Source organism: Pseudomonas sp. (genome assembly GCF_030150285.1).
GTDB lineage: Bacteria > Pseudomonadota > Gammaproteobacteria > Pseudomonadales > Pseudomonadaceae > Aquipseudomonas.
In genome coordinates, this window is sequence record NZ_JASLGE010000027.1 from 131539 (window position 1) to 153407 (window position 21869).

Consider the following 21869-nt stretch of genomic DNA (forward strand, 5'->3'; position numbering starts at 1 on the left):
TACTGTCAGAAGTAACAGGCCTTCAGGCGCGAGGAATGGGCAGAGCCGCCCGCGCCTGTTACCGAACCAGGCGCACTTCTTTGGACGGGCGATAGCCAAAATAAGAGCTGTAGCACTTGCTGAAGTGGCTGGGCGAAACGAAACCGCAGGCCACCAGCACATCCACCTGAGAGAGTTCAGTGTGCTGCAGCAGGCGACGGGCTTCGGTGATACGCAACTCCAGGTAATAGCGCTGCGGTGTGGTGCCCAACTGCTCTTTGAACAGGCGCTCGAGCTGGCGACGTGAACGGCCGGCGTAGGCGGCAAGTTGCTCCATCTCCAGAGGCTCTTCGAGGTTGGCGTCCATCAGTTTGACGACTTCGCGCAAGGGCGCACTCAAACAGATGTTCTTACTGGGCTTGATGCGCCGGTAACGCGATTCTTCAAACGCCAGGATGTCTTCGATGCCTTCAACCAGCGCTTTGTCGTGAAGGCTTTTGACCCAGTCCAGTGCCATATGAAACGCCCCGGAAGGGCTCGAGGCGGTGAGCCTGTCCCGATCAATCACGTAAGGCTCACTGCTCACCTGGGTGGCTTTGCAGAATTCCGCCAGGGCGGGGCGGTGTTCAGGGTGAATGGCGCAGCGGTAACCGGCGAGCAAACCGGCGCGGCCCAAAAACCAGGCACCATTCCACAGGCCGGCGAGGCTGATGCCCAATGAGGCGGCGGTTTTTAACAGGTGGATAAACTCGTCGGTGGCCTTGAGTTCCGTTCGGTAGCCACCACAAATGACCAGCAGGTCCAGTTCCTTGAGTGCCGGGCCATTGAGCTGGGCATCGGGGCGTATGACCAGCCCCAGGTCACTGATGACTTCCCCGTCACTCAACCCGAACGTGTGCGTTGAGAACGCGTCTGGGCGCAGCAGGTTGGCGGTCACAATGGTGTCCAGCGCTTGGGTAAACGCGGGTAACGAGAAGTGCTCCAGCAACAGAAACCCCGTGCGAACCCTGTCTCTCGGTTGATTGGGGCTTTCACTCACGTAGCGAAGGTTTTTGCCCTTCATGCTGCCGCTGAATTGGCGTCGCTCGATCACTTTCAGACTCTCTCATCTACGTTCACGGACACGTCATCGGCAGTGTTCACACACCTGACTCAGATCGCCCAAAACCTTTGCCTTGAGTCCTCATTCTGGCGGCTCATGCGCGCAGGGGTGCACCGGGTTCCTGGACTTTAACACTGGCAAAGGTGGGTTCGTCGCGGGCTTGATCCAGCACACTCATCGGCCTGGGTATCGCCACCACTTGCGCCGACGGCCTGACCATCATGGGCTGGGGTGGCTGCGCCACCAACCGCTCATCACGGGGGGCGATCCCAAAGCTCTCGCGATAGCACTTTGAAAAGTGTTGGGTGGACACAAACCCGCAGACCGATGACAGCTCTATGATCGAGATGCGTGTCTGTTTGAGCAACTGCCGCGCGCGAATAAGCCGCAGTTTGAGGTAATAGCGTGAGGGGGAGCAGTTCAGGTACTTCTGGAACAGCCGTTCCAGTTGTCGCCGCGAAAACCCCATGTTCTTGGCCAGCACATCGAGTTCGATGGGCTCTTCGAGGTTGTCCTCCATCAACGTCACAATCTCCTGCAACTTGGGCTGCTGAGTGCCCAGCATGTGTTTGAGGGGGATGCGCTGATGGTCCTGCTCATTGCGAATGCGCTCGTGCAGGAACATTTCGCTGATGGCGGTTGAAAGCGTCTGGCCGTGCTGGCGGCTGATCAAGTGCAGCATCATGTCCAGCGGTGCGGTGCCGCCCGAGCTGGTCACGCGGTCGCGGTCGAGGGTAAATAAACGGGCGCTGACGGTCACGTGTGGAAAGGCTTCGCGCAAGGCGGCCAGGCATTCCCAGTGCACACTGCACTGGAAACCATCCAGCAAACCCGCCTGCGCCAGCACCCAACTGCCGGTGCACACGCCCCCGATCTGCCTGGAACGACGGGCCTGTGCCCGCAGCCAGGTGATGTGCTCGCGCAGCACCACGTGTTGAATGCCAATGCCGCCGCAGACAATGACGGTGTCCAGTGGCGGTGCGTCTTCGAGCGAGGCATCCGGTGTTATCGGCACACCGTCGCTGGCCCATACCTGCACCCCTTCAGCGCTGAGGGTGTACCACCGATACAGTTCCTGGCCCGCCAGTTGGTTGGCCATGCGCAGCGGTTCAACGGCCGATGCCAGTGACATCAGGGTGAACTGGTCTAACAGTAAAAAGCCCACGGTTTTAAGAGGCGCGGCCTTTAAGGTGTCGTATGGCATGGCGGTCTGTTCTCGCAGTGAGCAGTCATGGCCGTTGGCTCAAGCGGGCACAGGCCGGCTCAAGCGTCATTCATGGCTAGGTATTTCTGGCCGGTACTGCGCGTCCTGCCGGGCCATGTTGGCGGGTCGTGATCAGGCCGATGAAGGAAATAACCAGCGCCAGGCACACGGTCGATGACACTTCCACGCGGTGATCGGGCATGACCATCATCATGGTCAGCGCGGCACAGATGAACACGATCACCAACCAGGTCAGCCACGGGAATAACCACATCTGAAAAATCAGCTCGGTCTTGCGTTGTTTCAAGAGCTTGCGCATGCGCAGTTGCGACACCGCAATCACCAGGTACACCAGCAGCGCAATGGCCCCGGAACTGGCGAGCAGGAACTGGAACAGACCGGCGGGCATAAAGAAACTGAAGAGGGTTATGCCAGCTCCCAGCACGGTGCTGGCAATCACGGCGGCTCTGGGCACACCTTGGGCCGATGTCTTTTTCAGAAACGGCGGTGCATCGCCCCGGCGGCCCAGCGAAAACAGCATGCGAGAAGAGATATAAATCGATGAGTTCATGCAGCTGGCGACAGCGATCAATACCACCAGGTCCACGATGAACTTGGCATAAGGAATATTCATCAGCTCCAGCGCGCGCTGGTACGAGCCGACTGACACCAACAGAGGGTCATTCCACGGCACAACGGAGATGACCACAAAAATGGACAGCAGGTAAAACACCCCGATGCGCCAGATAACCGAACGTGTGGCTTTGGCGATGTTCTGCGCCGGGTTGCTGGATTCGGCGGCGGCAATGGTCACCGCTTCAGTGCCAATAAAGCTGAACATGATGGTGATAAACGCGCCCAGTACGGCCGACAGGCCATTGGGTGCAAACCCGCCGTGGTCTTCCATGATGCGAAGCAAACCGCTGCCTTCGCGCTCGGGAATCCAGCCCATCAACACCGCGAAACCCAGGCCGATAAAACCGATGATCGCAACCACCTTGGCCATCGCAAACCAAAATTCGAACTCGCCGTATTTGGACACACTGAACAGGTTGGTCGCGACCAGCAGGATGATCGACACCAAGGCAAACAACCAGGTGTCAATCGCCGGGAACCATTGGTTCAACACATACCCGGCCGCAAGGGCTTCGATGGGAATGACCAGCACCCAGAACCACCAGTAAAGCCAGCCGATGGTGAAGCCTGCCCAGCGCCCGATCGCCTGGTCGGCGTACGTTGAAAAAGAACCGGTGTCCGGCGTGGCCACGGCCATTTCACCGAGCATACGCATGACCAGTACCACCAACAGGCCGGAGCACAAATACGCCAGTAATACGGCGGGCCCAGCGGCGGCGATGGCGTGGCCCGACCCTACAAACAGGCCCGCGCCGATAATGCCGGCGATCGAAAGCATGGTGATGTGTCGCGGTTTGAAACCTTGCGCTAACTGACTGCTTGAGTCATCTGAATTCAGGCTATCCATATTTTTTTTGTTCTCTGGAGATCTACGTTAAAGCGTACTGACGAGGGGTCAGGTGATCTGCATTGCTTCCTGCTGCCGCTTCTCGAAAACAGCGGGCCCCCAACGCTCCTGAGCTTCTAAATCGGTCATCACGACCCGTCACTGCCATGAATTGACGCCTCACCTTACGCGCCTTGCCTTTCACATCAGTGGCCTGAGTGCGACAGTGACGCGCCTGATCTCGACAACCCGAGGGCGGGCGTAGAGCCCACGGGCTCAGCGTGAGCGGGGGAAATGTCGGTCGGATGGGGGGAGGTTTCAGGAGCGGACACGTGAACGTGGTCGGCCGCTCCCGGGGGTGAACGTGAGGTTTCAGGCGTTTTTACTTTTCAAGGAATGTGCCAGCGCCGGCAGCAATTGTTCTTCGATGGCCCGCCGCACGTTGGGCAGGATGGTTGCGCCACTGGTGTAGAGTTTTTCGACCATGGCCTTGAGCGCTCGGGCATTGGTTTCGCTCAGCCCGCACACCACGGATTTGCAGGCCTCATCAGCACTGCCCTTAACCTCGAAACCCAGCGAACGTAACTGGTTCAGCAGGTCCTGCTCATCTATCAAATCCGCGTGCATCATGGTTTTTATCCTTCTTAAAGGCGCGATTGAATAGAGATTCTGGTAGGGGGCGGGGCAGGGGGCAAGCGGGGTTTGACAGGATGTCTGGTTTGCCTATGAACAGGTCGTTTTCGGCTAAGTAGCGGTGTTGGGGCAGGGGCACACTGGGCTCAGCAACACCCTTGATGGTTTGGTCACCGTCCCGCTTCGCATTCCTTTAGCCCCGGCTGTGTCACGGCAGTTCGGGGCTTTTTTCGTTCAGCCTTTCAGCAACGCCGCGCAGGCCGCCTTGAACGCGTCGTGCTGGTATTTGTTCAGCGACGCGGGCAGGTCGAAGGCATGCTTTTTGAACTGCGCCGTCAGGGTTTGCGGGGACAGGAGCTGAACTTCGCAGCCGTCCAGCAACTGGAAGATGCCTTCAATTTTGAAGGTGGTGGGCCCGCCCGCAAATTCGCCCTTTTTGCTGCGTTTTTTGATCGCAATACGGGTGATGGCATTGGCCTTCACAAACGCGGCCAACTGTTGCGCAAATTGCTTGACGCTCCGGGCATCGTCATCGTCCTCAAGGGCGATTCTTTTAGTCGCATTGGCCACATGCTCAAGCCCGTTGGGGCCTTGGGTCGCCAAAGCGATAAGGGCTTCGCTGCCCTTGATTTCAATGCCGCAGATCATCATGAACATCCTTTAATCCTGGCCGATCGATTCCAGAAACTCCGAACGGTCGTCGCTGACGCCGCCGATGCAGTCGTTTTGGGCGATGGTGAACGCTTGGGTACCGGCCTTGTTCGGGAACACCGCAATGGCGCAATCGGCGTCGCGCTGGTGCAACCACAACGCCTGGGCCGACTTGATCTTGCTGGTGATGTTGTTGAGCTGCGTCGGGTTTGCGCCATATAAAGCCGTCATGCGCGCTTGCAAGGCCTCGTAGTTTTCGGTCAGCAACTGCTCGGCGGAATGTCGGCTGAACGCCGAACAGGCCAGTGTTTGCTGGTCGTTTTCCACGGCATTACACGGGTTGTAGTCGGCATCATCGGCCGCTTGTACGCCGGTTGTGATCAACGCCAAGGCCAGGAGAATCGATTTCATTGCGGCTTCCTAATCCATAGTTGGCGCCGATTCTGGCTTAAGCGTCGGCTAATGAACAGCCACGGTGCTTCGGACCGCCAGCACAACGCATGACGGCTTTGTCGTGGATTGACGCTTTCGGCAATTACGCTGTCGCTTTTACACCCGGCTGGTTTTAACCCCAGGCCTATGCTGGCTCCAACGCGCCGGCAGACGATTCGGCGTCGCAATTGCCTAATCCTAATAAGTAAGGGGACGCCTGATGAGCCCAGCCGAGTTGCACGCCGACAGCATCGTTATCGACGGGCTGATCATTGCCAAATGGAACCGCGAACTCTTTGAAGACATGCGCAAGGGTGGCCTGACCGCTGCCAATTGCACGGTGTCGGTGTGGGAGGGGTTTCAGGCCACGATGAACAATATCGTTGCCAGCCAGAAACTGATTCGCGAGAACAGCGACCTGGTGCTGGCGGTCAAAACCACCGCCGATATCCGTCGCGCCAAAGAACAGGGCAAGACCGGAATCATTTTCGGTTTCCAGAATGCCCATGCCTTTGAAGACCAGTTGGGCTACATCGAGATCTTCAAGCAGCTCGGCGTTGGCCTGGTGCAGATGTGCTACAACACCCAGAACCTGGTGGGTACCGGGTGCTACGAACGCGATGGCGGGCTCTCGGGCTTTGGTCGCGAAGTGGTCGCTGAAATGAACCGCGTGGGCATCATGTGTGACCTCTCGCACGTGGGCTCCAAGACCTCTGAGGAAGTGATCCTCGAATCGAAAAAACCGGTGTGTTACTCCCATTGCCTGCCGTCCGGGCTCAAGGAACACCCGCGTAACAAATCCGATGCCGAACTCAAGTTTATTGCCGACCACGGCGGCTTCGTCGGTGTGACCATGTTCGCGCCGTTCCTGGCCAAGGGCATTGATTCGACCGTCGAGGATTACGCCGAGGCGATCGAATACACCATGAATATCGTCGGGGAAGATTCCATCGGTATTGGCACTGACTTCACCCAGGGCCATGGCCAGGATTTCTTCGAAATGCTGACCCACGACAAGGGCTACGCCCGTCGTCTGACCAGCTTCGGCAAGATCATCAACCCGCTGGGCATTCGCACCGTGGGCGAGTTCCCCAACCTCACCGAAACCCTGCTCAAGCGCGGCCACAGCGAACGCGTGGTGCGCAAGATCATGGGCGAGAACTGGGTCAACGTCCTGAAAGACGTCTGGGGCGAGTGACTATCTCTGGAGCCTACTGCGCTCACCGATAGCTGCGTCAGGTCCTCGCGCCAAACTCGCCGTACGTTCCGTACTGTCTCGTTTGTCGCTCCGGTCCTTCCTTGCTCTCGCTGCGCTCGCTACGGCTCCAAAGGTATTCACACGGCTTTTTATTAGAGCAAGGTCAAAGCCAAACGGCCTGACGAATCAATTTTTGGAGTTATTTCTTCATGGCTAAAATCGCCCCGCAATTACCCATCGAAGTCGACAGTGAAACCGGTATCTGGACCTCGGATGCCCTGCCGATGCTTTATGTGCCACGGCACTTTTTTGTCAACAACCACAAGGGCATCGAAGACGTGCTGGGCGCTGAGGCCTATGCCGACATCCTCTACAAGGCGGGCTACAAATCCGCCTGGCACTGGTGTGAAAAAGAAGCCGAATGCCACGGCCTTGAAGGGGTGGCGGTGTTCGAACACTACATGAAGCGCCTGTCGCAACGCGGCTGGGGCCTGTTCAAGATCCAGGACATCGACCTCGACCAAGGCACCGCCAGCGTCAAGCTGGAGCACTCGGCGTTTGTCTACGTGTACGGTAAGGTCGGGCGCAAGGTCGACTACATGTTCACCGGCTGGTTTGCCGGGGCCATGGACCAGATTCTGCAGGCACGCGGCAGTCACATCCGCACCGTGGCCGAGCAAGTCTATGGCGGATCGGAAGAAGGCCACGACGACGGCCTGTTTATCGTCAAGCCGTTGTAAGTTGAGGATCGGGATATGGCGTTCGAAGCAATGTTTGAGCCGATTCAAATCGGCAAACTGACTATCCGCAACCGCGTACTCAGTACCGCGCACGCCGAGGTGTATGCCACCGACGGCGGCATGACCACCGCGCGGTATGTGCAGTACTACGAAGAAAAAGCCAAGGGCGGTATCGGCCTGGCGATTTGCGGTGGCTCCTCGGTGGTGGCCATCGACAGTCCGCAAGAGTGGTGGAGTTCGGTCAACCTGAGCACCGACCGCATTATCCCGCACTTTCAGAACCTGGCCGATGCGATGCACAAGCACGGCGCGAAGATCATGATCCAGATTACCCACATGGGTCGTCGCTCACGCTGGGACGGCTACAACTGGCCGACCCTGCTGTCGCCGTCTGGTGTGCGTGAGCCGGTGCACCGCGCCACCTGCAAAACCATTGAGCCCGAAGAAATCCAGCGGGTCATCGGCAACTACGCCAGCGCCGCCCGCCGCGCCAAGGCCGGTGGCCTGGACGGTGTGGAGTTGTCGGCTGTGCATCAGCACATGATCGACCAGTTCTGGAGCCCGCGAGTCAACAAACGCACCGATGAATGGGGCGGCAGCTTTGAAAACCGCATGCGCTTTGGCCTGGAAGTGCTCAAGGCCGTGCGCGCCGAAGTCGGCCCGGATTTCTGCGTGGGCATCCGCCTGTGCGGTGACGAGTTTCACCCCGATGGTTTGAGCCACGAGGACATGAAACAGATCGCCAAGTACTACGACGACACCGGCCTGCTCGATTTTATTGGCGTGGTGGGGTCGGGGTGCGACACCCACAACACCCTGGCCAACGTGATCCCCAACATGAGTTTCCCGCCAGAGCCGTTTTTGCATTTGGCGGCGGGTATCAAGGAAGTGGTCAAGGTGCCGGTGTTGCACGCACAAAACATCAAGGACCCGAACCAGGCCACGCGCATTCTGGAAGGCGGCTATGTCGACATGGTCGGCATGACCCGTGCGCACATCGCAGACCCGCACTTGATCGCCAAGATCAAGATGGGCCAAGTGGACCAAATCAAGCAATGCGTGGGTGCCAACTACTGCATCGACCGCCAGTACCAAGGGCTGGACGTGCTGTGCATTCAGAACGCCGCCACGTCCCGCGAGTACATGGGTGTGCCGCATATCCTTCAAAAAACCACCGGGCCCAAGCGCAAGGTCGTGGTGGTGGGCGCGGGGCCGGCTGGTATGGAAGCGGCGCGGGTTGCCGCCGAGCGCGGGCATGATGTGGTGCTCTTTGAGAAAAATGACGCCATCGGCGGGCAGATCAGTATTGCGGCCAAAGCCCCGCAACGTGATCAGATGGCCGGTATCACACGCTGGTTCCAACTGGAGCTGGCGCGCCTGAACGTTGACGTGCGCCTGAATACGGCCGCAGACGTGGCGACGATTCGCGACCAGCAACCCGACATCGTGGTGCTGGCCGTGGGCGGCCATTCCTTTGTGGAGCAGAACGAACACTGGGGGGCCGCCGAAGGGCTGTCGGTGAGCAGTTGGGACGTGCTGGACGGCAAGGTGGCACCGGGCAAAAACGTGCTGGTGTACGACACCATTTGCGAATTCACCGGCATGTCCGTGGCCGACTTCCTGGCGGACAAGGGCGCGCAAGTTGAAATCGTCACCGACGATACCAAGCCCGGCGTGGCCGTGGGGGGTACGTCATTCCCCACCTACTACCGCAGCCTGTACCCGAAAGAAGTGATCATGACCGGCGACATGATGCTGGAGAAAGTCTACCGCGAAGGTGAAAAGCTGATTGCGGTGCTGGAGAACGAATACACCGGGGCCAAGGAAGAGCGGGTGGTCGACCAGGTGGTGATCGAGAACGGTGTGCGGCCAGACGAAGAGCTGTATTACGCGCTCAAGCCGGATTCGCGCAACAAGGGCCAGATCGACATCGAAGCCCTGTACGCGATCCAGCCGCAACCGTGCCTGAGTGAAACGGGAAATGGCTTCTTGCTGTTTCGCATAGGTGACTGCGTGGCACAGCGTAACGTGCATGCTGCCATCTATGACGCCCTGCGGTTGTGCAAGGATTTTTGACTCCGTAGCGACAAGCTCAAAGCGGCAAGCTGCAAGGTAAAGCACACGCAACACCGCGCTTTTCTCTTGCCGCTTGCCGCTTGAAACTTGGCGCTCCCACCTACGGTGAGGCCCATGCTGAATATTCTTCTACCCATCCTGTTATTCGCCGCCCTTGCGCTCGCCGTTATAGGCGCAGTGCGGCGCATGGCGATGTGGCGTCGTGGCCGTGCGTCCAAGGTCGATCTGCTCGGCGGCCTGTTGGCCATGCCGCGTCGCTACATGGTCGATTTGCACCATGTGGTCGCCCGTGACAAATACATGGCCAACACCCACGTTGCCACGGCGGGCGGGTTTGTACTGGCCGCTGTGCTGGCGATTCTGGTGCATGGTTTTGGCGTGCAAAGCCGCGTCCTTGCCTACGCCTTGTTGTTTGCCACTGTGCTGATGTTTATCGGTGCAGTGTTTGTTTTTAAACGTCGCCTCAACCCGCCTTCACGCCTGTCAAAAGGCCCGTGGATGCGCCTGCCGAAAAGCCTCTTGGCCTTCGCGGTCAGTTTTTTTGTGTTGACGCTGCCAATGGCCGGCCTGTTACCGCAAGGGTTTGGTGGCTGGGTTCTGGCCGCCGTGCTGGCGGTAGGCGTGGCCTGGGGGGTGTGCGAACTGTTCTTGGGCATGACCTGGGGCGGGCCGATGAAACACGCCTTTGCCGGTGCCTTGCACCTGGCCTGGCACCGTCGTTCCGAGCGCTTTGGCGGCGGTCGTTCGACCGGCCTGAAAGCCTTGGATCTGACCGACCGTACGGCACCGCTGGGCGTCGAAAAGCCCGTGGATTTCACCTGGAACCAGTTGCTCGGGTTTGACGCCTGCGTGCAGTGCGGCAAGTGCGAAGCGGCGTGCCCGGCGTTCGCCGCCGGGCAACCGTTGAACCCGAAAAAGTTGATTCAGGACATGGTGGTTGGCCTGGCGGGCGGCACTGACGCTCACTTTGCGGGCAGCCCTTACCCGGGCAAACCGGTCGGTGAACACGGCGGCAACCCGCACCAGCCGATCGTTAACGGCCTGGTGGACGCCGACACCTTGTGGTCGTGCACCACTTGCCGGGCCTGTGTCGAAGAGTGCCCGATGATGATCGAGCACGTAGACGCCATCGTCGACATGCGGCGTTTTTTGACCCTCGAAAAAGGGGCCACACCGAACACCGGTGCGCAGGTACTCGACAACCTGATCGCCACCGACAACCCCGGCGGTTTCGCCCCCGGCGGGCGCATGAACTGGGCCGCCGATTTGAACCTGTCAGTGATGCGCGACACGCCGTCGGTGGATGTGTTGTTCTGGGTCGGTGACGGTGCTTTTGACATGCGTAACCAGCGCACCTTGCGGGCGTTTGTCAAAGTGCTCAAGGCTGCGCGGGTCAACTTTGCGGTGCTGGGCCTGGAAGAGCGCGACAGCGGTGATGTGGCCCGACGCCTGGGCGATGAAGCCACGTTCCAGGCACTGGCCCGGCGCAATATCGCAACCCTGGCCCAGTACCGGTTCAAGCGCATTGTGACGTGCGACCCACACAGCTTCCATGTGCTGAAAAACGAGTACGGGGCGCTGGGCGGTGACTACCACGTACAGCACCACAGCGGCTTTATGGCTGAGCTGCTGGAGCAGGGTTTGGTGCAGGTCAAGCCCGACACGGGCGGGGCCGTGACCTATCACGACCCGTGCTACCTGGGCCGTTATAACGGCGAATACGAAGCTCCGCGTGCCGTGCTGCGTGCGCTGGGGGTGGAGGTCAAAGAGATGCAACGCTCGGGCTTCCGTGCTCGCTGCTGCGGCGGCGGTGGTGGCGCGCCGATTACTGACATTCCTGGCAAGCAACGTATTCCGGATATGCGCATGCAAGACATTCGCGAAACCGGGGCCGAACGTGTTGCCGTGGGTTGCCCGCAATGCACCGCCATGCTGGAAGGCGTGGTGGAGCCGCGGCCACAGATCAAAGACATTGCCGAGCTGGTGGCCGAGGCCTTGATTGAAGAGGCAGCCCCCGCTCCGGCGACCAAGCGCCCTGTCGCAGAGGTGATCGCATGAGTGACTTGATTCGTCGTGACCCGCGCGCCGAGTGGATCGCCCGCAACCGCTTGCACCCTTTGCACGCGGCCATGCAACCGGCTCAAAAGAGCTGGATGGGCCCCAACGGTGTGTTGCGCAAAAATGTACATGGCGTGGGCTTTATAGGCCCCAACGGCGTCAAACGGATTGACCGCAGTGGGGCTCAGCAGGGCGGCACGACGAAACGTTCGGCCAGCGTTGAAGTGCAATTGCCACTGCACCAGGTGCCCGCCCCGGCGTTCTACATTGCCGTGGTACCGGACATGGTCGGTGGCCGCTTGAGCAGCCATGACCGCGACCTGTTGGGGTTGGCGCATCAATTGGCGGGCACCGACGGTGCGGTGCTGGCCGTGGTGTTTGGCGAACCCAAGGAACAGGGGTTTGCCGTGGCCGGGGTTGACCGCTTGCTGGTGCTCGACAGCGAAGGTTATGCGCCCGAGCAACGGGTGATGAACCTGCGGGCGGTGGATAACCAGTTTGCGCCGCGCCATTGGTTGCTGCCGGACAGCCGTGACGGCGGCGGTGAGTTGGGCCGCCGCTTTGCTGCCAGCCTGGGCGAACGGCCTGCCACGCGGGTGTGGCAAGTCAAGGATCAACGGTGCACGGGCCGCGCCGGTGCCGGAGTACAGGACGTTTCGCAGCCGCTGCCGCGCTTGCTGCTGGCGATGGCTGAATGTGCCGAGCCGGTGAGCGAAACCCGTCATGAAGCCTTGCCGGTGGAGTTATCCACAGCCGTGGCGCAGTCCTTGCCACGCCTGCAAGACCTTGGCGCGGTGAACGTGGACCCGGCCGCCATTCCCATGGCCGAAGCTGAATTTATCCTCAGCGGCGGCAACGGTGTGCAGGACTGGGAACTTTTCCACAGGGCGGCGGCGGCGCTGGGGGCCACTGAAGGGGCTTCGCGGGTGGCCGTGGACGATGGCTTTATGGACCGTGACCGTCAGGTCGGGGCCAGCGGCACTTGGGTGACTGCACGGGTGTATGTGGCCATTGGCATCAGCGGCGCAATCCAGCACCTGCAAGGTATTGGTGCGTGTGACAAGGTGGTCGCGGTCAACCTGGACCCGGTCTGCGACATGATCAAGCGCGCCGACCTGTCGGTGATTGGCGATGGCACGGCGATTCTTGAGGCACTGATTGTGGCTGTGGATAACTGGCGATCGGGCCATAAACAAATCGCGGCTTAACCCCCTCCCTGGGTAGGAGCGAGCAAGCTCGCGCCTACAGGTTTGTATTGTTTTGGAGACTGTTATGACCATCGCCACTGTTGCTCTGGTGTCTATTGGGACTCACCCGGCCTCGGGCCGCGCACGGCGGGCCGAGCAGGATGCGCGGGCGGTTGAAATGGGTTTGCAACTGGCTGGGGATAACTTGCAGGTGCTGCACGCCGGCAACCCCGACGAGCCGGCTTTGCGGGCGTACCTGGGCATGGGGCTGGAGGCCTTGCATGTGCTGGAACAACCCGGCGAGGCGGATGCGGTGCCGGTGTTGCGCGATTACTTGCGCCACACCAATGCGCAATTGGTGCTGACCGGCAGCCAGGCCGAAACCGGCGAAGGTTCGGGCATGTTGCCGTACCTGTTGGCCGAACAGTTGGGCTGGCCGCTGCTGGTGGGCATCGCCCAGGTCGAATCTATCCACAACGGGGTGGCACAGGTGCTGCAAGCGTTGCCCCGTGGCCAGCGGCGCAAGTTGAGCGTGCGCTTGCCGTTTTTGGCGACGGTGGATAACGCCGCCCCCAAGGCGCGGCAAAGCGCCTACGGCCCGGCCACGCGTGGCGCGCTGGACGCCGACCCGGTGGCGATGGTCAGCGATGACTTATCCACAACCGGCGAATGGCTCCCGGCCAAATCGCGGCCAAAGCGGCTAAAAGTCATCAAGGCCAAAAGCGGTGCCGACCGTATGAAAGCCGCCACCGCCAAAGCCAGCGGTGGCGGTGGGCAAGTGCTCAAGGACGTGAGCGCCGAGGCAGGCGCTCAGGCCATTCTGAAACTGCTGATTGAAGAGGGCGTGGTGCGTTAGTTGCCCGCACCACCGCCCGTTTCTTGAGGGCTAAGGCTGCGGTGATGGGGGCACGGGGGCCGGCACCACGGTGGTTGTCGTGGTGGTGGTGGTCATCGGCGGCGGTGTCGCCGGCGCCGGCGCGCCACCGGCTTGATCCATGGAGCTTTGTTGCACGGGCGGCGGCAAAGCCTGCCAATTCACATCGGACTGCTGCAACGGCGGCGGCAGGCCGGTAGACGGCGGGCCTTCGCTTTTCAGGCTCAGGTTGGCGCTGTTGCGCAACACCAGGCCTTCAGTCGAACTGCGGGCTTCGGTGCCACTGCTGAAGGTGCTCACTTGAGACATCGGCAAGTCCAGGTTGCGCTCAATCCGTGGGGTAATCAGCAGGATGATTTCGGTCCGTTCCTTGACCGCATCGGTGGAGCCAAACAGGTACTTGCCGATCCACGGGATCTTGCTCAGGCCCGGTATGCCCCCGACGTTTTCGGTGTCGGCGGTGCGGATCAGGCCCGAGACAATTTGCGTTTCGTTGTTGCGGGCGGTCAGCGTGGTTTTGGTTGAGCGTGAGCCCAGTTCGAAGGTGGCGGGCACGGTCTCGGTGCCGGGTATGCGTTTGGTGATGTGGGACATGTCGATCTGCATGTCCAGGCTGATTTCATCGTTCAGGCTGACGTTGGGCTTGAGGTCGATTTTCAAGCCCACATCCTGATACGACACCGACGAGGTGGTCACCAGGTTGGCCGTGGTGCTGGTGATGACCGGGATTTTATCGCCGATGCTCACTTGAGCGCTTTCACGGTTTTTGACCCGCACCCGAGGGTTGGCCAGGGTCACGGTGTTGCCACTGCGCAACAGCGCATTGACCCGCACCGAGGTGCTGCCCGAGTCCAGCAGGATGTTGCTGGAATTAAGCCCGCCCAATTGGCTGAGCGAAGTGCCCACCGCACCGCCCACCAGGTCACCAAAGTTACCCACCGACAAGCCGATGCCTTCGGGGTAGCTGATGCCCAGCGATTGTTCGTCGGCCAGGCTGACTTCCAGCACCTGAATATCGACGGTCACTTCCGATTGCGCGATGTCGATGGCTTGCACCAGTTTTTCCACCGCGCTCAGGGTGTCCAGGCCATCGCGCACGATCACCGCGCTCAGCCGTTCATCCACAAGCACTTCCTTGGGCTTGAGGATCTGTTTGATTTCGGCGGCGGCCACTTTGGGGTCGGCGTGGCTGAGGTAGAACGTGCGCACTGCCAGCTCCCGGTACAGACGGTCTTTATCGGGCCGCGACGGGTAGATCAGGATGGTGTTGGCGTTGAGGATTTTCTTTTGCAACTGGTTGGTCGAGAGCAACAGGTTGAGGGCGTCTTCAGCGGTGGTTCTGGGCGCAGAGATACTGGCCATTGCGTTGGGGTCGATGTCTTTGTCCACAATGAAATTGATCCCGGACATCTGCGAGATGGTCTCAAAAATCGTCGTCAGGCTTTGCGAGGTGAAGCTCAGGCTGACGGGTTTTTGCATGGCGGAGCTGAGTTTGGGGTTCAGGTTGTCGGCCTTCACCAGCTCACGGGTCAGCGCGTCGCGCAGTTCCACCGCTTCGGTGTAGTTGGGTTTTTGCGCAATGATCTGGCGCACCTGGCGCAAGGCTTCCTGGGGGTTGCTCTGCTTGATGGCATTGGCCTGCGCCAGCATCGGGCGCAGGTAGACCATGCTTTGCACACTCTGGATCTGCTGGCGTGCGCCGAGGTTGGCAGGGTCATACTTGAGCAGGGTTTGCAGGGCGCGAATGGCCCCCGCATCGTCACCGCGGATCAAGGCCGCATTGGCTTCACGGCTGTAATGACTGACCAGCAGTTCAGTTTTGCCGTACATCGCCGTGCGCAATTTTGCATCCTTGGGGTTCTTTTTGGCCTGGGCTTGCAGTACGTCCACCGAGCCGTTGATATCGCCGTTAAGGTGCAGTTGTTCGCTGTGATCCAGCGTGCTCTGGGTTTCGCACCCGCTCAAGGTCAGGAGGATCAGAGACAGGGGTAACACCGTGCGCTTGCTCATGACTGTTCGCTTCTCTAAAGGTGTGGCCCGTATCATTTTTTATTCAGGTACAGGGTGGTGGCGTGCTTCATGGGCACATAGGTCAGCACCACGGCGGTATCGCTCAGGGTGTCCAGCCGATAGTCGTTGTCCAACCGGGTACCGGGCTTGATGTGGCCGGGGACGTCGCATTGCTTGCACAGGGTGTAGCGCTTGCCATTACCCGTGAGCACCACAATGTTTTGCTGATTGTGGTAACGCCACTGCGCACTGACCTTGAACGGCATGGGCGGGGGTTGCGGGACCGGCGGCTTGGTAACCACAACGGGGGCCGGGGGCACCCAGCTGTGGGGCGTAAAAATATCCACCACCGCGGGTGCTGGCGCGGCCTCGGCTTTGGCGGGTACTTCCTGAGCCGCTTTAACTTCTTCCAGGGTCTGGGCCGTTCTGTCGTTGCGCGCCGGTGTGGGGAAGGTTTGCAGGGATGAGACCGGTTCAGGTGCCTGGCTGTCCTGCCAGAACACCCAGGCGCAGATCACCAGCGCCAGCCCCAGCAGCACGCGCAAATACAGGGGCAGCTTCATTTGCGCACCCCCAGCAGGCTGAGTTTCAGGCTGATCTCGACCACGGGGTCGCCAATGGTTTTGCGCGACAGGCTGATGCTCTCGACGCGCACGGCGGGCTGTTCCAACAGCGCTGGCAATGCCTCGCGCAGCATCAGGTACGTGCCCAGCATGGGCAACTCCACCTCCAGGCGTTGCAGCCTGTTTTCGTCCACCGGGCTGTATTGAAACTGGATGTCCTTGATCAGCAGACGATGGCTTTTCAGTGCTGAAATCAGTGCTTCGAGCCGCGCATCGAACGTGTCGGTGGAGGCGAGTTGATGCAGGCGGCTCGGTTCTCTTTTTTGCACCGCGTCAGGCTTGACCGAGATACCCGCCTGGGCCTCTTTCAGGCGCATGGCAATGCCCTCATGCCCCGGGTTGATCACGCCAAGCTGAGTGACCAGCGCGGCCGCAATGACCAGCAGCGCAAGTGTGCCCCGCGACCCGAGCGCCCGCTGCACGTTGGCAGCGAACCAGCGCAGCCGTTGCACGGCCTGGGCCTTGTCGGGCAAAAAACGAGCGAGCAGGGCGCTTAGCGAGGTGCTGTTCATCGGGCGCTGAGCCTCAGTTTGACGACCGTGGGGTTCATCGGGTCCTGGGAGTTGACCGCGCTGTGTTGCAGGTAGACGTCAACCGTTCCCTGGCGTTTCAGGCGTTCGATAAACCGGAACGTATCGGCCAGATCCTTGCTTTCAATGTCCATGTCCACCTCTTGGGTGACGGGTTCCAGTTCCAGGCGCAACAACGCCACCTGTGGGCTCCAGGCTTGTTCGAGGGTGGTGAGCAAGGCGTAAGGGGTGGCTTTCTGTTGGGTGAAGGCTTCGAGCTGTTTTTTCTGTTGGGGTGAGGTTTGAATCGAGGCCTGGATCAGCTTTTGCTGTTTCAGGGCCATGGCGGTGAATTGCGCTTCGACGCGTGCGGTGTCGGCGTCCTTGTCCTGTAGTTGCAGCCAGTTGTCCCAGACCGTCACACAGAGCGCGAGGGCCACCGCCCACAGCAGTGCCACCAGCCACCCCACGGTGGGTTTCTTCTGCAGGAAGTTAATCTCGGGCGCTGGGGTGACAGGCCCGCGTTTGAACCGCGCGCGCAGGGCCTCGGGCCACTGACGCGGGTTCATGGTTGTGCCCCCAGCCACGGGTGCAGCGGCCCCAGCCACCGCCAGGGTTGCGCCGTGGGCGGCTGCATAAACCCGTCGTGGGCGGCGACCACCAGGGTGTGCTGCCCCCGGTCGCCCGCCAGAATATCCACCGCGATCAGGCTGTCACCCAGCGGTGCCTCGGGTGCCACCTCCAGGGCGCAGACTTGGGTGAGCCGACCCTCATGCACAAACCCGCAACTGAGGCTGTGGCCGTGAGGCACGGCAACCACGGCGTCTGGCGGCACTTCATGCCAGTAACGTTGCAGGGCAAAGGTCAGCAGAGGCGTGCAGCGCTGCACGTGAAAACGCTTGGCCTTGAACAGCGCGCGCAAGTCATCCAGCAGGGTTTTGCTCAGGGCCACTGCCAGGCGTGGGGCGTTAAAAGGTGCGTGGTCGATTTCAAGCTGCCATTCCTCGGGGTCGAGGCTCAGTTGCTGGCTGAACAGGGCGGCGGCAAAGCCTTTCCAGTCGGCCGGGCTGTAGAGGTTTTCTTGCCAGGGCAGCATGAGGTACTGCACATGCGGGTAACCGAGGACCAGGGTGGCGCGGTCCAGATACGGCAGGGCGGCCCGTGGCACTTCGTCGAGCAGGGCCGCGCAGGCGGCCAGCGGTTCGCCCGTTTCGGTGCTGTGCCAGCGGGTGGCCAGGTGTTGCAGGTCGTTGCCGGTGGCCCAGGACACGCCCAGGTCGTCAATGACGACTAAGTGATCAGTAAAGGGAGATAACACGGTGCACCTCCTTGAGCGTGGTGTGGCCCGCCGCTGCGCTGGCCAGCGCAATGTCGCGGATAAACAGGTGCCCGGCCTGGCGAGCGAGCTCACGCAGGGCCGCTGCCGAGCTGCGTTGCAACAGCCCTTCCTTGATGCTGTCGGTCACCGTCAGCACTTCGGCAATGGCCAGCCGCCCGCGATACCCGGTGTGGCGGCAGGCCTCGCAGCCCGTGCCCACGCGGTAATGGCCTTGAGCGAGCGAGGCGGGTGACAGTTTGGCCAGGCGCACAATCTCGGGGTCGGGCTCGACCTCGCTGGCGCAAGCCTCACAGACCCGCCGCAGCAGGCGTTGGGCGACCACGCCATTGAGCGCTTCGACAAAACTGGCAGGCTCCACCTCCATGTAGATAAACCGCTCCAGCACACTGAACGCGCTGTTGGCGTGCACCGATGACATCACCAGGTGGCCGGTGAGGGCGGCCTGCACGGCAATGCCGGCGGTTTCGCCATCGCGAATCTCGCCCACCAAAATGGTGTCCGGGTCGTGGCGCAACACTGAGCGCAAACCTCGGGCGAAGGTCAGGCCCTTTTTATCGTTGACGGGGATTTGCAGGATGCCCGGTAGTTCGTATTCCACCGGGTCTTCGATGGTGATGATTTTTTTCTCGCCGGTGTTGGTCTCCGACAGGGCCGCGTACAGGGTGGTGGACTTGCCGCTGCCGGTGGGGCCGGTGACCAGCAGCATGCCGTAGGGTTCGCTGGCCAGTACGCGAATGCGGGCGATGGTGTCGGGGTTGAGCCCCAGAGTGTCGAGGCGCAGCGATTCGCCGCGTTGCGACTTATCGAGCACCCGCAGCACGGCGTCTTCACCGTGGATGCTGGGCATGATCGACACACGGAAATCCACGTCGCGCTGCTGGATTTTGGCTTTGAAGCGGCCGTCCTGGGGCACGCGGCGTTCACCGATGTCCAGCCCCGACAGCACCTTGAGCCGCGACAGTGCCTGCTCGGCCGTGTCCAGCCCGGCGGCCTGGCCCATTTGCTGCAGTACGCCGTCGATGCGGTATTTGATTACCAGCCCTTCCGGCGTGCTTTCGACATGAATGTCACTGGCGTGGCTTTGCAGGGCGTCGAACAGCATGGAGTTGACCAGCCGCACCACCGGGTTGTCATCGCGGGAAATACTGCTCAGGGAAATTTCCTGGGCACCCTCGGCCACCCGCGCGCCGTCATCGTCCATCTCAAAGGGTTCCAGCACCCGCTGGCTGACTTCGGCCTGCTTCAGCTGCTCTTGCACGGTACCGGGCAGGCTCATGGCCAGTGTCATGTGGTGCAGGGCGGGGTTGGACTGCACCCAGCGCCGGCTGATCATGGAGAACGGCTCGCCCAGCACCAGATAGACCTTGCCGGCGCACTCAACCGGCAACAGGTTGTGCTGCAACGACTGCGGCAGCGTCAGCACATCGAAACGCCAGTTGCGGGTCATGGCCTCGGCGGCCAGGTCCGTCAGGCCCACCAGGCGTGCCACCTCGGGCAAGTGTTCGGGGGTCGTGCCGAGCAGGGCCAGCAAGTAATCGGCTAACGGTACATTCTGTTGCCGGGCATCCTGTTGCCACTGCTCGGCCAGCGTGTTCGAGGCTGTGATCATCGCGTTATCCCTGGATGGAGCCGGCCAATTCAAAAATGGGCATGTACAACAGAAACACGATCAACCCGATCAGCCCGCCCACCACCAGCATCAGCACCGGCTCAAACACCTTGCTGAAGAATTCGATGGCCCGCTCCAGCGCCTCGTCGTGAAATTGCGCGATGCGCTCGCACATGGCGGCCAGCTCACCGCTTTGCTCACCGACGCGTAACAGGCGCTCGGCCACCGGCGTGGTCAAGTGGTGGCGGGCCAGAGTGGTGGACAAAGGCTGGCCGGATTTGATGTCGGTCATGGCACGTTTCAGGTCGCCCTGGCGCTCGGCCGGTAGCAGTGCCCCCGACATCTCCACCGCCAACACCACCGGCATACCGCCCATCAGCAGCATGCCCGCCGTGCGGTAAAACCGCGCCAGCACAAACAGCGAGCGCTGTGCGCCCAGGCTGGGGATTTTCCAGAACATCGCCATCAAGCGTTGTTTGAAGGCCGCCGTGCGCATCAACACAATCAGGCCCGCGATGCCGCCCACGGTGCCTAGGATCAGCGCCGTGCCGTGCTGCTCCACGTGTGCCCCCCACCACACCATAAAGCGCGCGGTGGCGGGCAGGTCGGCCACGGCATTGAACACAGAGGCAAACCGCGGGATCACAAAAAACAGCAGAAACAGCAGGATTACGCCGCCGACACTGAGCACCACCATCGGGTACATCAAGGCGCTGCTCACGCGTTTTTTGACGGTTTCCAGATGCGCTTCGAAGTGGTGGTAACGGCGCAGCGCCACCGACAATTGCCCGCTGTGTTCGGATGACGCCACCGTGGCCACCAGCAACGAGGGGAAAATCTGTGGGCGGGTTTCCATTGCCTTGGAAAACGAACTGCCTTCGTACATGCTGTTGAGCAGCTCGCTCAGCACTTGCCGGTTGATGCCGGGCTGAGCCTTGTCGCGCAGGGTTTCCACGGCCTCGACCAGCACCAGGCCCGCGTCCAGCAGCACCACCAGTTCCTGAATAAACAGCCCCAGGGCGAAGGTGCCGGTGCGTTTGCCGAGTTTGATCTGCGGGCGTTTTTGCAGCGACACAATATGGGTGCCGGGCGTCTCTAACTGCTGGCGCGCCTGAGCGAGGGTGGGGGCTTGGATCCGTACCGTGTGCAAGTGGCCCTGGCGCACGATGCGTGCATCGAACTCATTCATTGGGGGGCACCTGCGCGAGGTTCGCGTTGTTGCTGGCGCAGCAGCACCAGCTCGCCGTAATACGCCCAGACCCGCTGTGCATAACGTGAGCGCAAGGCTTCGCGCGAAGGCTTGGAGCCCGCATTGTAGGCACCCACCGCTTCCCAGCCGTAACCCATGTGCTGAATGAATTCGGCCAGAATCCAGGCCCCGGTCATCACGCTGGTGCAGGGTTCGTCCTGCAGTTTTTGAGCGTTGATGCCAAACGCCTCCAGCCGCTTCAAGTGGCGGCTATTGACCTGCATCAGGCCGATGTCATACGTACCGTCTCTGTTCACATTGCGTGCGGCCGGGTCCAGTCGCGACTCAACCTTGGCAATGGCGTACAGCAGCAGCGGGTCGATGTGATACCGCGTGCCGGCGGCTTGCCAGCAGGTCGCCCCCGCCGGGTTCGCCCAGTGCGCTGTGTACAGAAAGAGCGCGATCATCATCAGGCGTTTCATCATCACGCATTGCCTTATTGGGGGTGCATACCGCCTCAGAAGCCGTACACCACATCGGCGGCCGTACCTTCGCCACCGGCCTTGCCGTCGCGGCCCAACGAAATGATCTCCACTTCGTGGCTCGCGCCGGGTTGTTTGTACACATAGGGGTTATTCCACGGGTCCGGTGGCGCAGGTTTGGCCAGGTAAGGGCCATGCCACATCGACTCGTTGGCGGGGCGTTGGATCAAGGCCGCAAAGCCCTGTTCCTCGGAAGGGTAGTGGCCGTTGTCCAGGCGGTATTGGCCCAGCGCATCGGAGAGTGATTTCATCTGGCCCTTGGCGGTCTGGACTTTGGCCAGCTCCAGACGGTCGAACATTTTTGGCCCGACATAGCCTGCCAACAACGCAATGATCAGCAGCACTACCAGCAATTCAAGCAACGTAAAACCAGCGCTTGTGCGGCGTAACGCGTAGGGATAGTTCATGGGCAACACCCGGTAGTTCAACGACTGTGTGCAGCGCCTCAAGGC

The 21869-nt window shown here is 60.8% G+C and carries 21 protein-coding genes; 6 read left to right on the forward strand and 15 right to left on the reverse strand.

Going from position 1 to position 21869, the window contains the following annotated elements; translation table 11 throughout:
• Positions 1–58 precede the first annotated feature (58 nt).
• The 6 genes from Q1W15_RS05495 to Q1W15_RS05520 all read right to left on the reverse strand — a co-directional run bounded on the left by Q1W15_RS05495 (position 59) and on the right by Q1W15_RS05520 (position 5442).
• The gene (locus tag Q1W15_RS05495; RefSeq protein ID WP_300725010.1) at positions 59–1042 is read right to left on the reverse strand and encodes a GlxA family transcriptional regulator; all 984 of its coding nucleotides are present in this window, start codon (positions 1040–1042) and stop codon (positions 59–61) included.
• A gap of 133 nt (positions 1043–1175) precedes the next feature.
• Positions 1176–2285, reverse strand: a complete 1110-nt coding sequence (locus Q1W15_RS05500; RefSeq protein WP_300724843.1) for a GlxA family transcriptional regulator — start codon at positions 2283–2285, stop codon at positions 1176–1178.
• Positions 2286–2361: 76 nt separating this feature from the next.
• On the reverse strand, positions 2362–3768 hold the full coding sequence (gene gabP, locus Q1W15_RS05505) for a GABA permease (protein ID WP_300724845.1): 1407 nt from the start codon (positions 3766–3768) through the stop codon (positions 2362–2364).
• 351 nt (positions 3769–4119) lie between these two features.
• Positions 4120–4377, reverse strand: coding sequence for a hypothetical protein (locus Q1W15_RS05510; protein ID WP_300724848.1), 258 nt, complete (start codon positions 4375–4377; stop codon positions 4120–4122).
• Between the two features lie 237 nt (positions 4378–4614).
• Positions 4615–5031, reverse strand: a complete 417-nt coding sequence (locus tag Q1W15_RS05515) for a DUF3010 family protein (protein WP_300725012.1) — start codon at positions 5029–5031, stop codon at positions 4615–4617.
• Between the two features lie 9 nt (positions 5032–5040).
• On the reverse strand, positions 5041–5442 hold the full coding sequence (locus tag Q1W15_RS05520) for a lysozyme inhibitor LprI family protein (RefSeq protein WP_300724850.1): 402 nt from the start codon (positions 5440–5442) through the stop codon (positions 5041–5043).
• A gap of 241 nt (positions 5443–5683) precedes the next feature.
• Here Q1W15_RS05520 and Q1W15_RS05525 point away from each other — a divergent pair, with 241 nt between their 5' ends.
• The 6 genes from Q1W15_RS05525 to Q1W15_RS05550 all read left to right on the forward strand — a co-directional run bounded on the left by Q1W15_RS05525 (position 5684) and on the right by Q1W15_RS05550 (position 13578).
• Positions 5684–6661 carry a dipeptidase gene (locus tag Q1W15_RS05525; RefSeq protein ID WP_300724852.1) on the forward strand — a complete coding sequence of 326 codons (978 nt, stop codon included), beginning with the start codon at positions 5684–5686 and terminating at the stop codon, positions 6659–6661.
• Positions 6662–6870: 209 nt separating this feature from the next.
• Positions 6871–7401, forward strand: coding sequence for a 4-vinyl reductase (locus Q1W15_RS05530; RefSeq protein ID WP_300724854.1), 531 nt, complete (start codon positions 6871–6873; stop codon positions 7399–7401).
• Between the two features lie 15 nt (positions 7402–7416).
• A complete protein-coding gene (gene dgcA, locus Q1W15_RS05535) occupies positions 7417–9477 on the forward strand; it encodes a dimethylglycine demethylation protein DgcA (RefSeq protein WP_300724856.1) in 2061 nt (686 codons plus the stop codon).
• 114 nt (positions 9478–9591) lie between these two features.
• Positions 9592–11535, forward strand: a complete 1944-nt coding sequence (dgcB, locus tag Q1W15_RS05540) for a dimethylglycine demethylation protein DgcB (RefSeq protein ID WP_300724858.1) — start codon at positions 9592–9594, stop codon at positions 11533–11535.
• Positions 11532–12743, forward strand: coding sequence for an electron transfer flavoprotein subunit alpha/FixB family protein (locus tag Q1W15_RS05545; RefSeq protein WP_300724860.1), 1212 nt, complete (start codon positions 11532–11534; stop codon positions 12741–12743). Before dgcB ends, Q1W15_RS05545 begins: the two co-directional genes overlap by 4 nt.
• A gap of 64 nt (positions 12744–12807) precedes the next feature.
• Positions 12808–13578 carry an electron transfer flavoprotein subunit beta gene (locus tag Q1W15_RS05550; protein ID WP_300724862.1) on the forward strand — a complete coding sequence of 257 codons (771 nt, stop codon included), beginning with the start codon at positions 12808–12810 and terminating at the stop codon, positions 13576–13578.
• A 30-nt stretch (positions 13579–13608) separates the two neighbouring features.
• On the opposite strand, the gene Q1W15_RS05555 is transcribed toward Q1W15_RS05550, so the two are convergent.
• Genes Q1W15_RS05555 through gspG form a run of 9 tightly spaced genes read right to left on the reverse strand, consistent with a single transcriptional unit; the run spans position 13609 to position 21824 of the window.
• On the reverse strand, positions 13609–15606 hold the full coding sequence (locus Q1W15_RS05555) for a secretin and TonB N-terminal domain-containing protein (protein ID WP_300724864.1): 1998 nt from the start codon (positions 15604–15606) through the stop codon (positions 13609–13611).
• A gap of 32 nt (positions 15607–15638) precedes the next feature.
• Positions 15639–16169 (reverse strand): hypothetical protein, encoded by a 531-nt coding sequence (locus Q1W15_RS05560; protein ID WP_300724866.1) that lies wholly within the window; start codon positions 16167–16169, stop codon positions 15639–15641.
• Entirely contained in the window at positions 16166–16741 is a 576-nt protein-coding gene (locus Q1W15_RS05565; protein ID WP_300724868.1) for a hypothetical protein, read from the reverse strand. Before Q1W15_RS05565 ends, Q1W15_RS05560 begins: the two co-directional genes overlap by 4 nt.
• A complete protein-coding gene (locus Q1W15_RS05570) occupies positions 16738–17307 on the reverse strand; it encodes a hypothetical protein (protein WP_300724870.1) in 570 nt (189 codons plus the stop codon). Before Q1W15_RS05570 ends, Q1W15_RS05565 begins: the two co-directional genes overlap by 4 nt.
• Positions 17304–18056 (reverse strand): hypothetical protein, encoded by a 753-nt coding sequence (locus Q1W15_RS05575; protein WP_300724872.1) that lies wholly within the window; start codon positions 18054–18056, stop codon positions 17304–17306. The genes Q1W15_RS05570 and Q1W15_RS05575 overlap by 4 nt, the downstream gene beginning before the upstream one ends.
• The gene (locus tag Q1W15_RS05580; RefSeq protein ID WP_300724874.1) at positions 18037–19686 is read right to left on the reverse strand and encodes a GspE/PulE family protein; all 1650 of its coding nucleotides are present in this window, start codon (positions 19684–19686) and stop codon (positions 18037–18039) included. Before Q1W15_RS05580 ends, Q1W15_RS05575 begins: the two co-directional genes overlap by 20 nt.
• A 4-nt stretch (positions 19687–19690) precedes the next feature.
• Positions 19691–20875, reverse strand: coding sequence for a type II secretion system F family protein (locus Q1W15_RS05585; RefSeq protein WP_300724876.1), 1185 nt, complete (start codon positions 20873–20875; stop codon positions 19691–19693).
• Entirely contained in the window at positions 20872–21357 is a 486-nt protein-coding gene (locus tag Q1W15_RS05590; RefSeq protein WP_300725014.1) for a transglycosylase SLT domain-containing protein, read from the reverse strand. Before Q1W15_RS05590 ends, Q1W15_RS05585 begins: the two co-directional genes overlap by 4 nt.
• Before the next feature lie 35 nt (positions 21358–21392).
• On the reverse strand, positions 21393–21824 hold the full coding sequence (gene gspG, locus Q1W15_RS05595; protein WP_300724878.1) for a type II secretion system major pseudopilin GspG: 432 nt from the start codon (positions 21822–21824) through the stop codon (positions 21393–21395).
• Positions 21825–21869 lie beyond the last annotated feature (45 nt).

Coding starts and splice junctions, on each gene's coding strand:
- Q1W15_RS05495 (WP_300725010.1), bottom strand. CDS start 1,042: ATGAAGGGCAAAAACCTTCGCTACGTGAGTGAAAGCCCCAATCAACCG.
- Q1W15_RS05500 (WP_300724843.1), bottom strand. CDS start 2,285: ATGCCATACGACACCTTAAAGGCCGCGCCTCTTAAAACCGTGGGCTTT.
- gabP (WP_300724845.1), bottom strand. CDS start 3,768: ATGGATAGCCTGAATTCAGATGACTCAAGCAGTCAGTTAGCGCAAGGT.
- Q1W15_RS05510 (WP_300724848.1), bottom strand. CDS start 4,377: ATGATGCACGCGGATTTGATAGATGAGCAGGACCTGCTGAACCAGTTA.
- Q1W15_RS05515 (WP_300725012.1), bottom strand. CDS start 5,031: ATGATGATCTGCGGCATTGAAATCAAGGGCAGCGAAGCCCTTATCGCT.
- Q1W15_RS05520 (WP_300724850.1), bottom strand. CDS start 5,442: ATGAAATCGATTCTCCTGGCCTTGGCGTTGATCACAACCGGCGTACAA.
- Q1W15_RS05525 (WP_300724852.1), top strand. CDS start 5,684: ATGAGCCCAGCCGAGTTGCACGCCGACAGCATCGTTATCGACGGGCTG.
- Q1W15_RS05530 (WP_300724854.1), top strand. CDS start 6,871: ATGGCTAAAATCGCCCCGCAATTACCCATCGAAGTCGACAGTGAAACC.
- dgcA (WP_300724856.1), top strand. CDS start 7,417: ATGGCGTTCGAAGCAATGTTTGAGCCGATTCAAATCGGCAAACTGACT.
- dgcB (WP_300724858.1), top strand. CDS start 9,592: ATGCTGAATATTCTTCTACCCATCCTGTTATTCGCCGCCCTTGCGCTC.
- Q1W15_RS05545 (WP_300724860.1), top strand. CDS start 11,532: ATGAGTGACTTGATTCGTCGTGACCCGCGCGCCGAGTGGATCGCCCGC.
- Q1W15_RS05550 (WP_300724862.1), top strand. CDS start 12,808: ATGACCATCGCCACTGTTGCTCTGGTGTCTATTGGGACTCACCCGGCC.
- Q1W15_RS05555 (WP_300724864.1), bottom strand. CDS start 15,606: ATGAGCAAGCGCACGGTGTTACCCCTGTCTCTGATCCTCCTGACCTTG.
- Q1W15_RS05560 (WP_300724866.1), bottom strand. CDS start 16,169: ATGAAGCTGCCCCTGTATTTGCGCGTGCTGCTGGGGCTGGCGCTGGTG.
- Q1W15_RS05565 (WP_300724868.1), bottom strand. CDS start 16,741: ATGAACAGCACCTCGCTAAGCGCCCTGCTCGCTCGTTTTTTGCCCGAC.
- Q1W15_RS05570 (WP_300724870.1), bottom strand. CDS start 17,307: ATGAACCCGCGTCAGTGGCCCGAGGCCCTGCGCGCGCGGTTCAAACGC.
- Q1W15_RS05580 (WP_300724874.1), bottom strand. CDS start 19,686: ATGATCACAGCCTCGAACACGCTGGCCGAGCAGTGGCAACAGGATGCC.
- Q1W15_RS05585 (WP_300724876.1), bottom strand. CDS start 20,875: ATGAATGAGTTCGATGCACGCATCGTGCGCCAGGGCCACTTGCACACG.
- Q1W15_RS05590 (WP_300725014.1), bottom strand. CDS start 21,357: ATGAAACGCCTGATGATGATCGCGCTCTTTCTGTACACAGCGCACTGG.
- gspG (WP_300724878.1), bottom strand. CDS start 21,824: ATGAACTATCCCTACGCGTTACGCCGCACAAGCGCTGGTTTTACGTTG.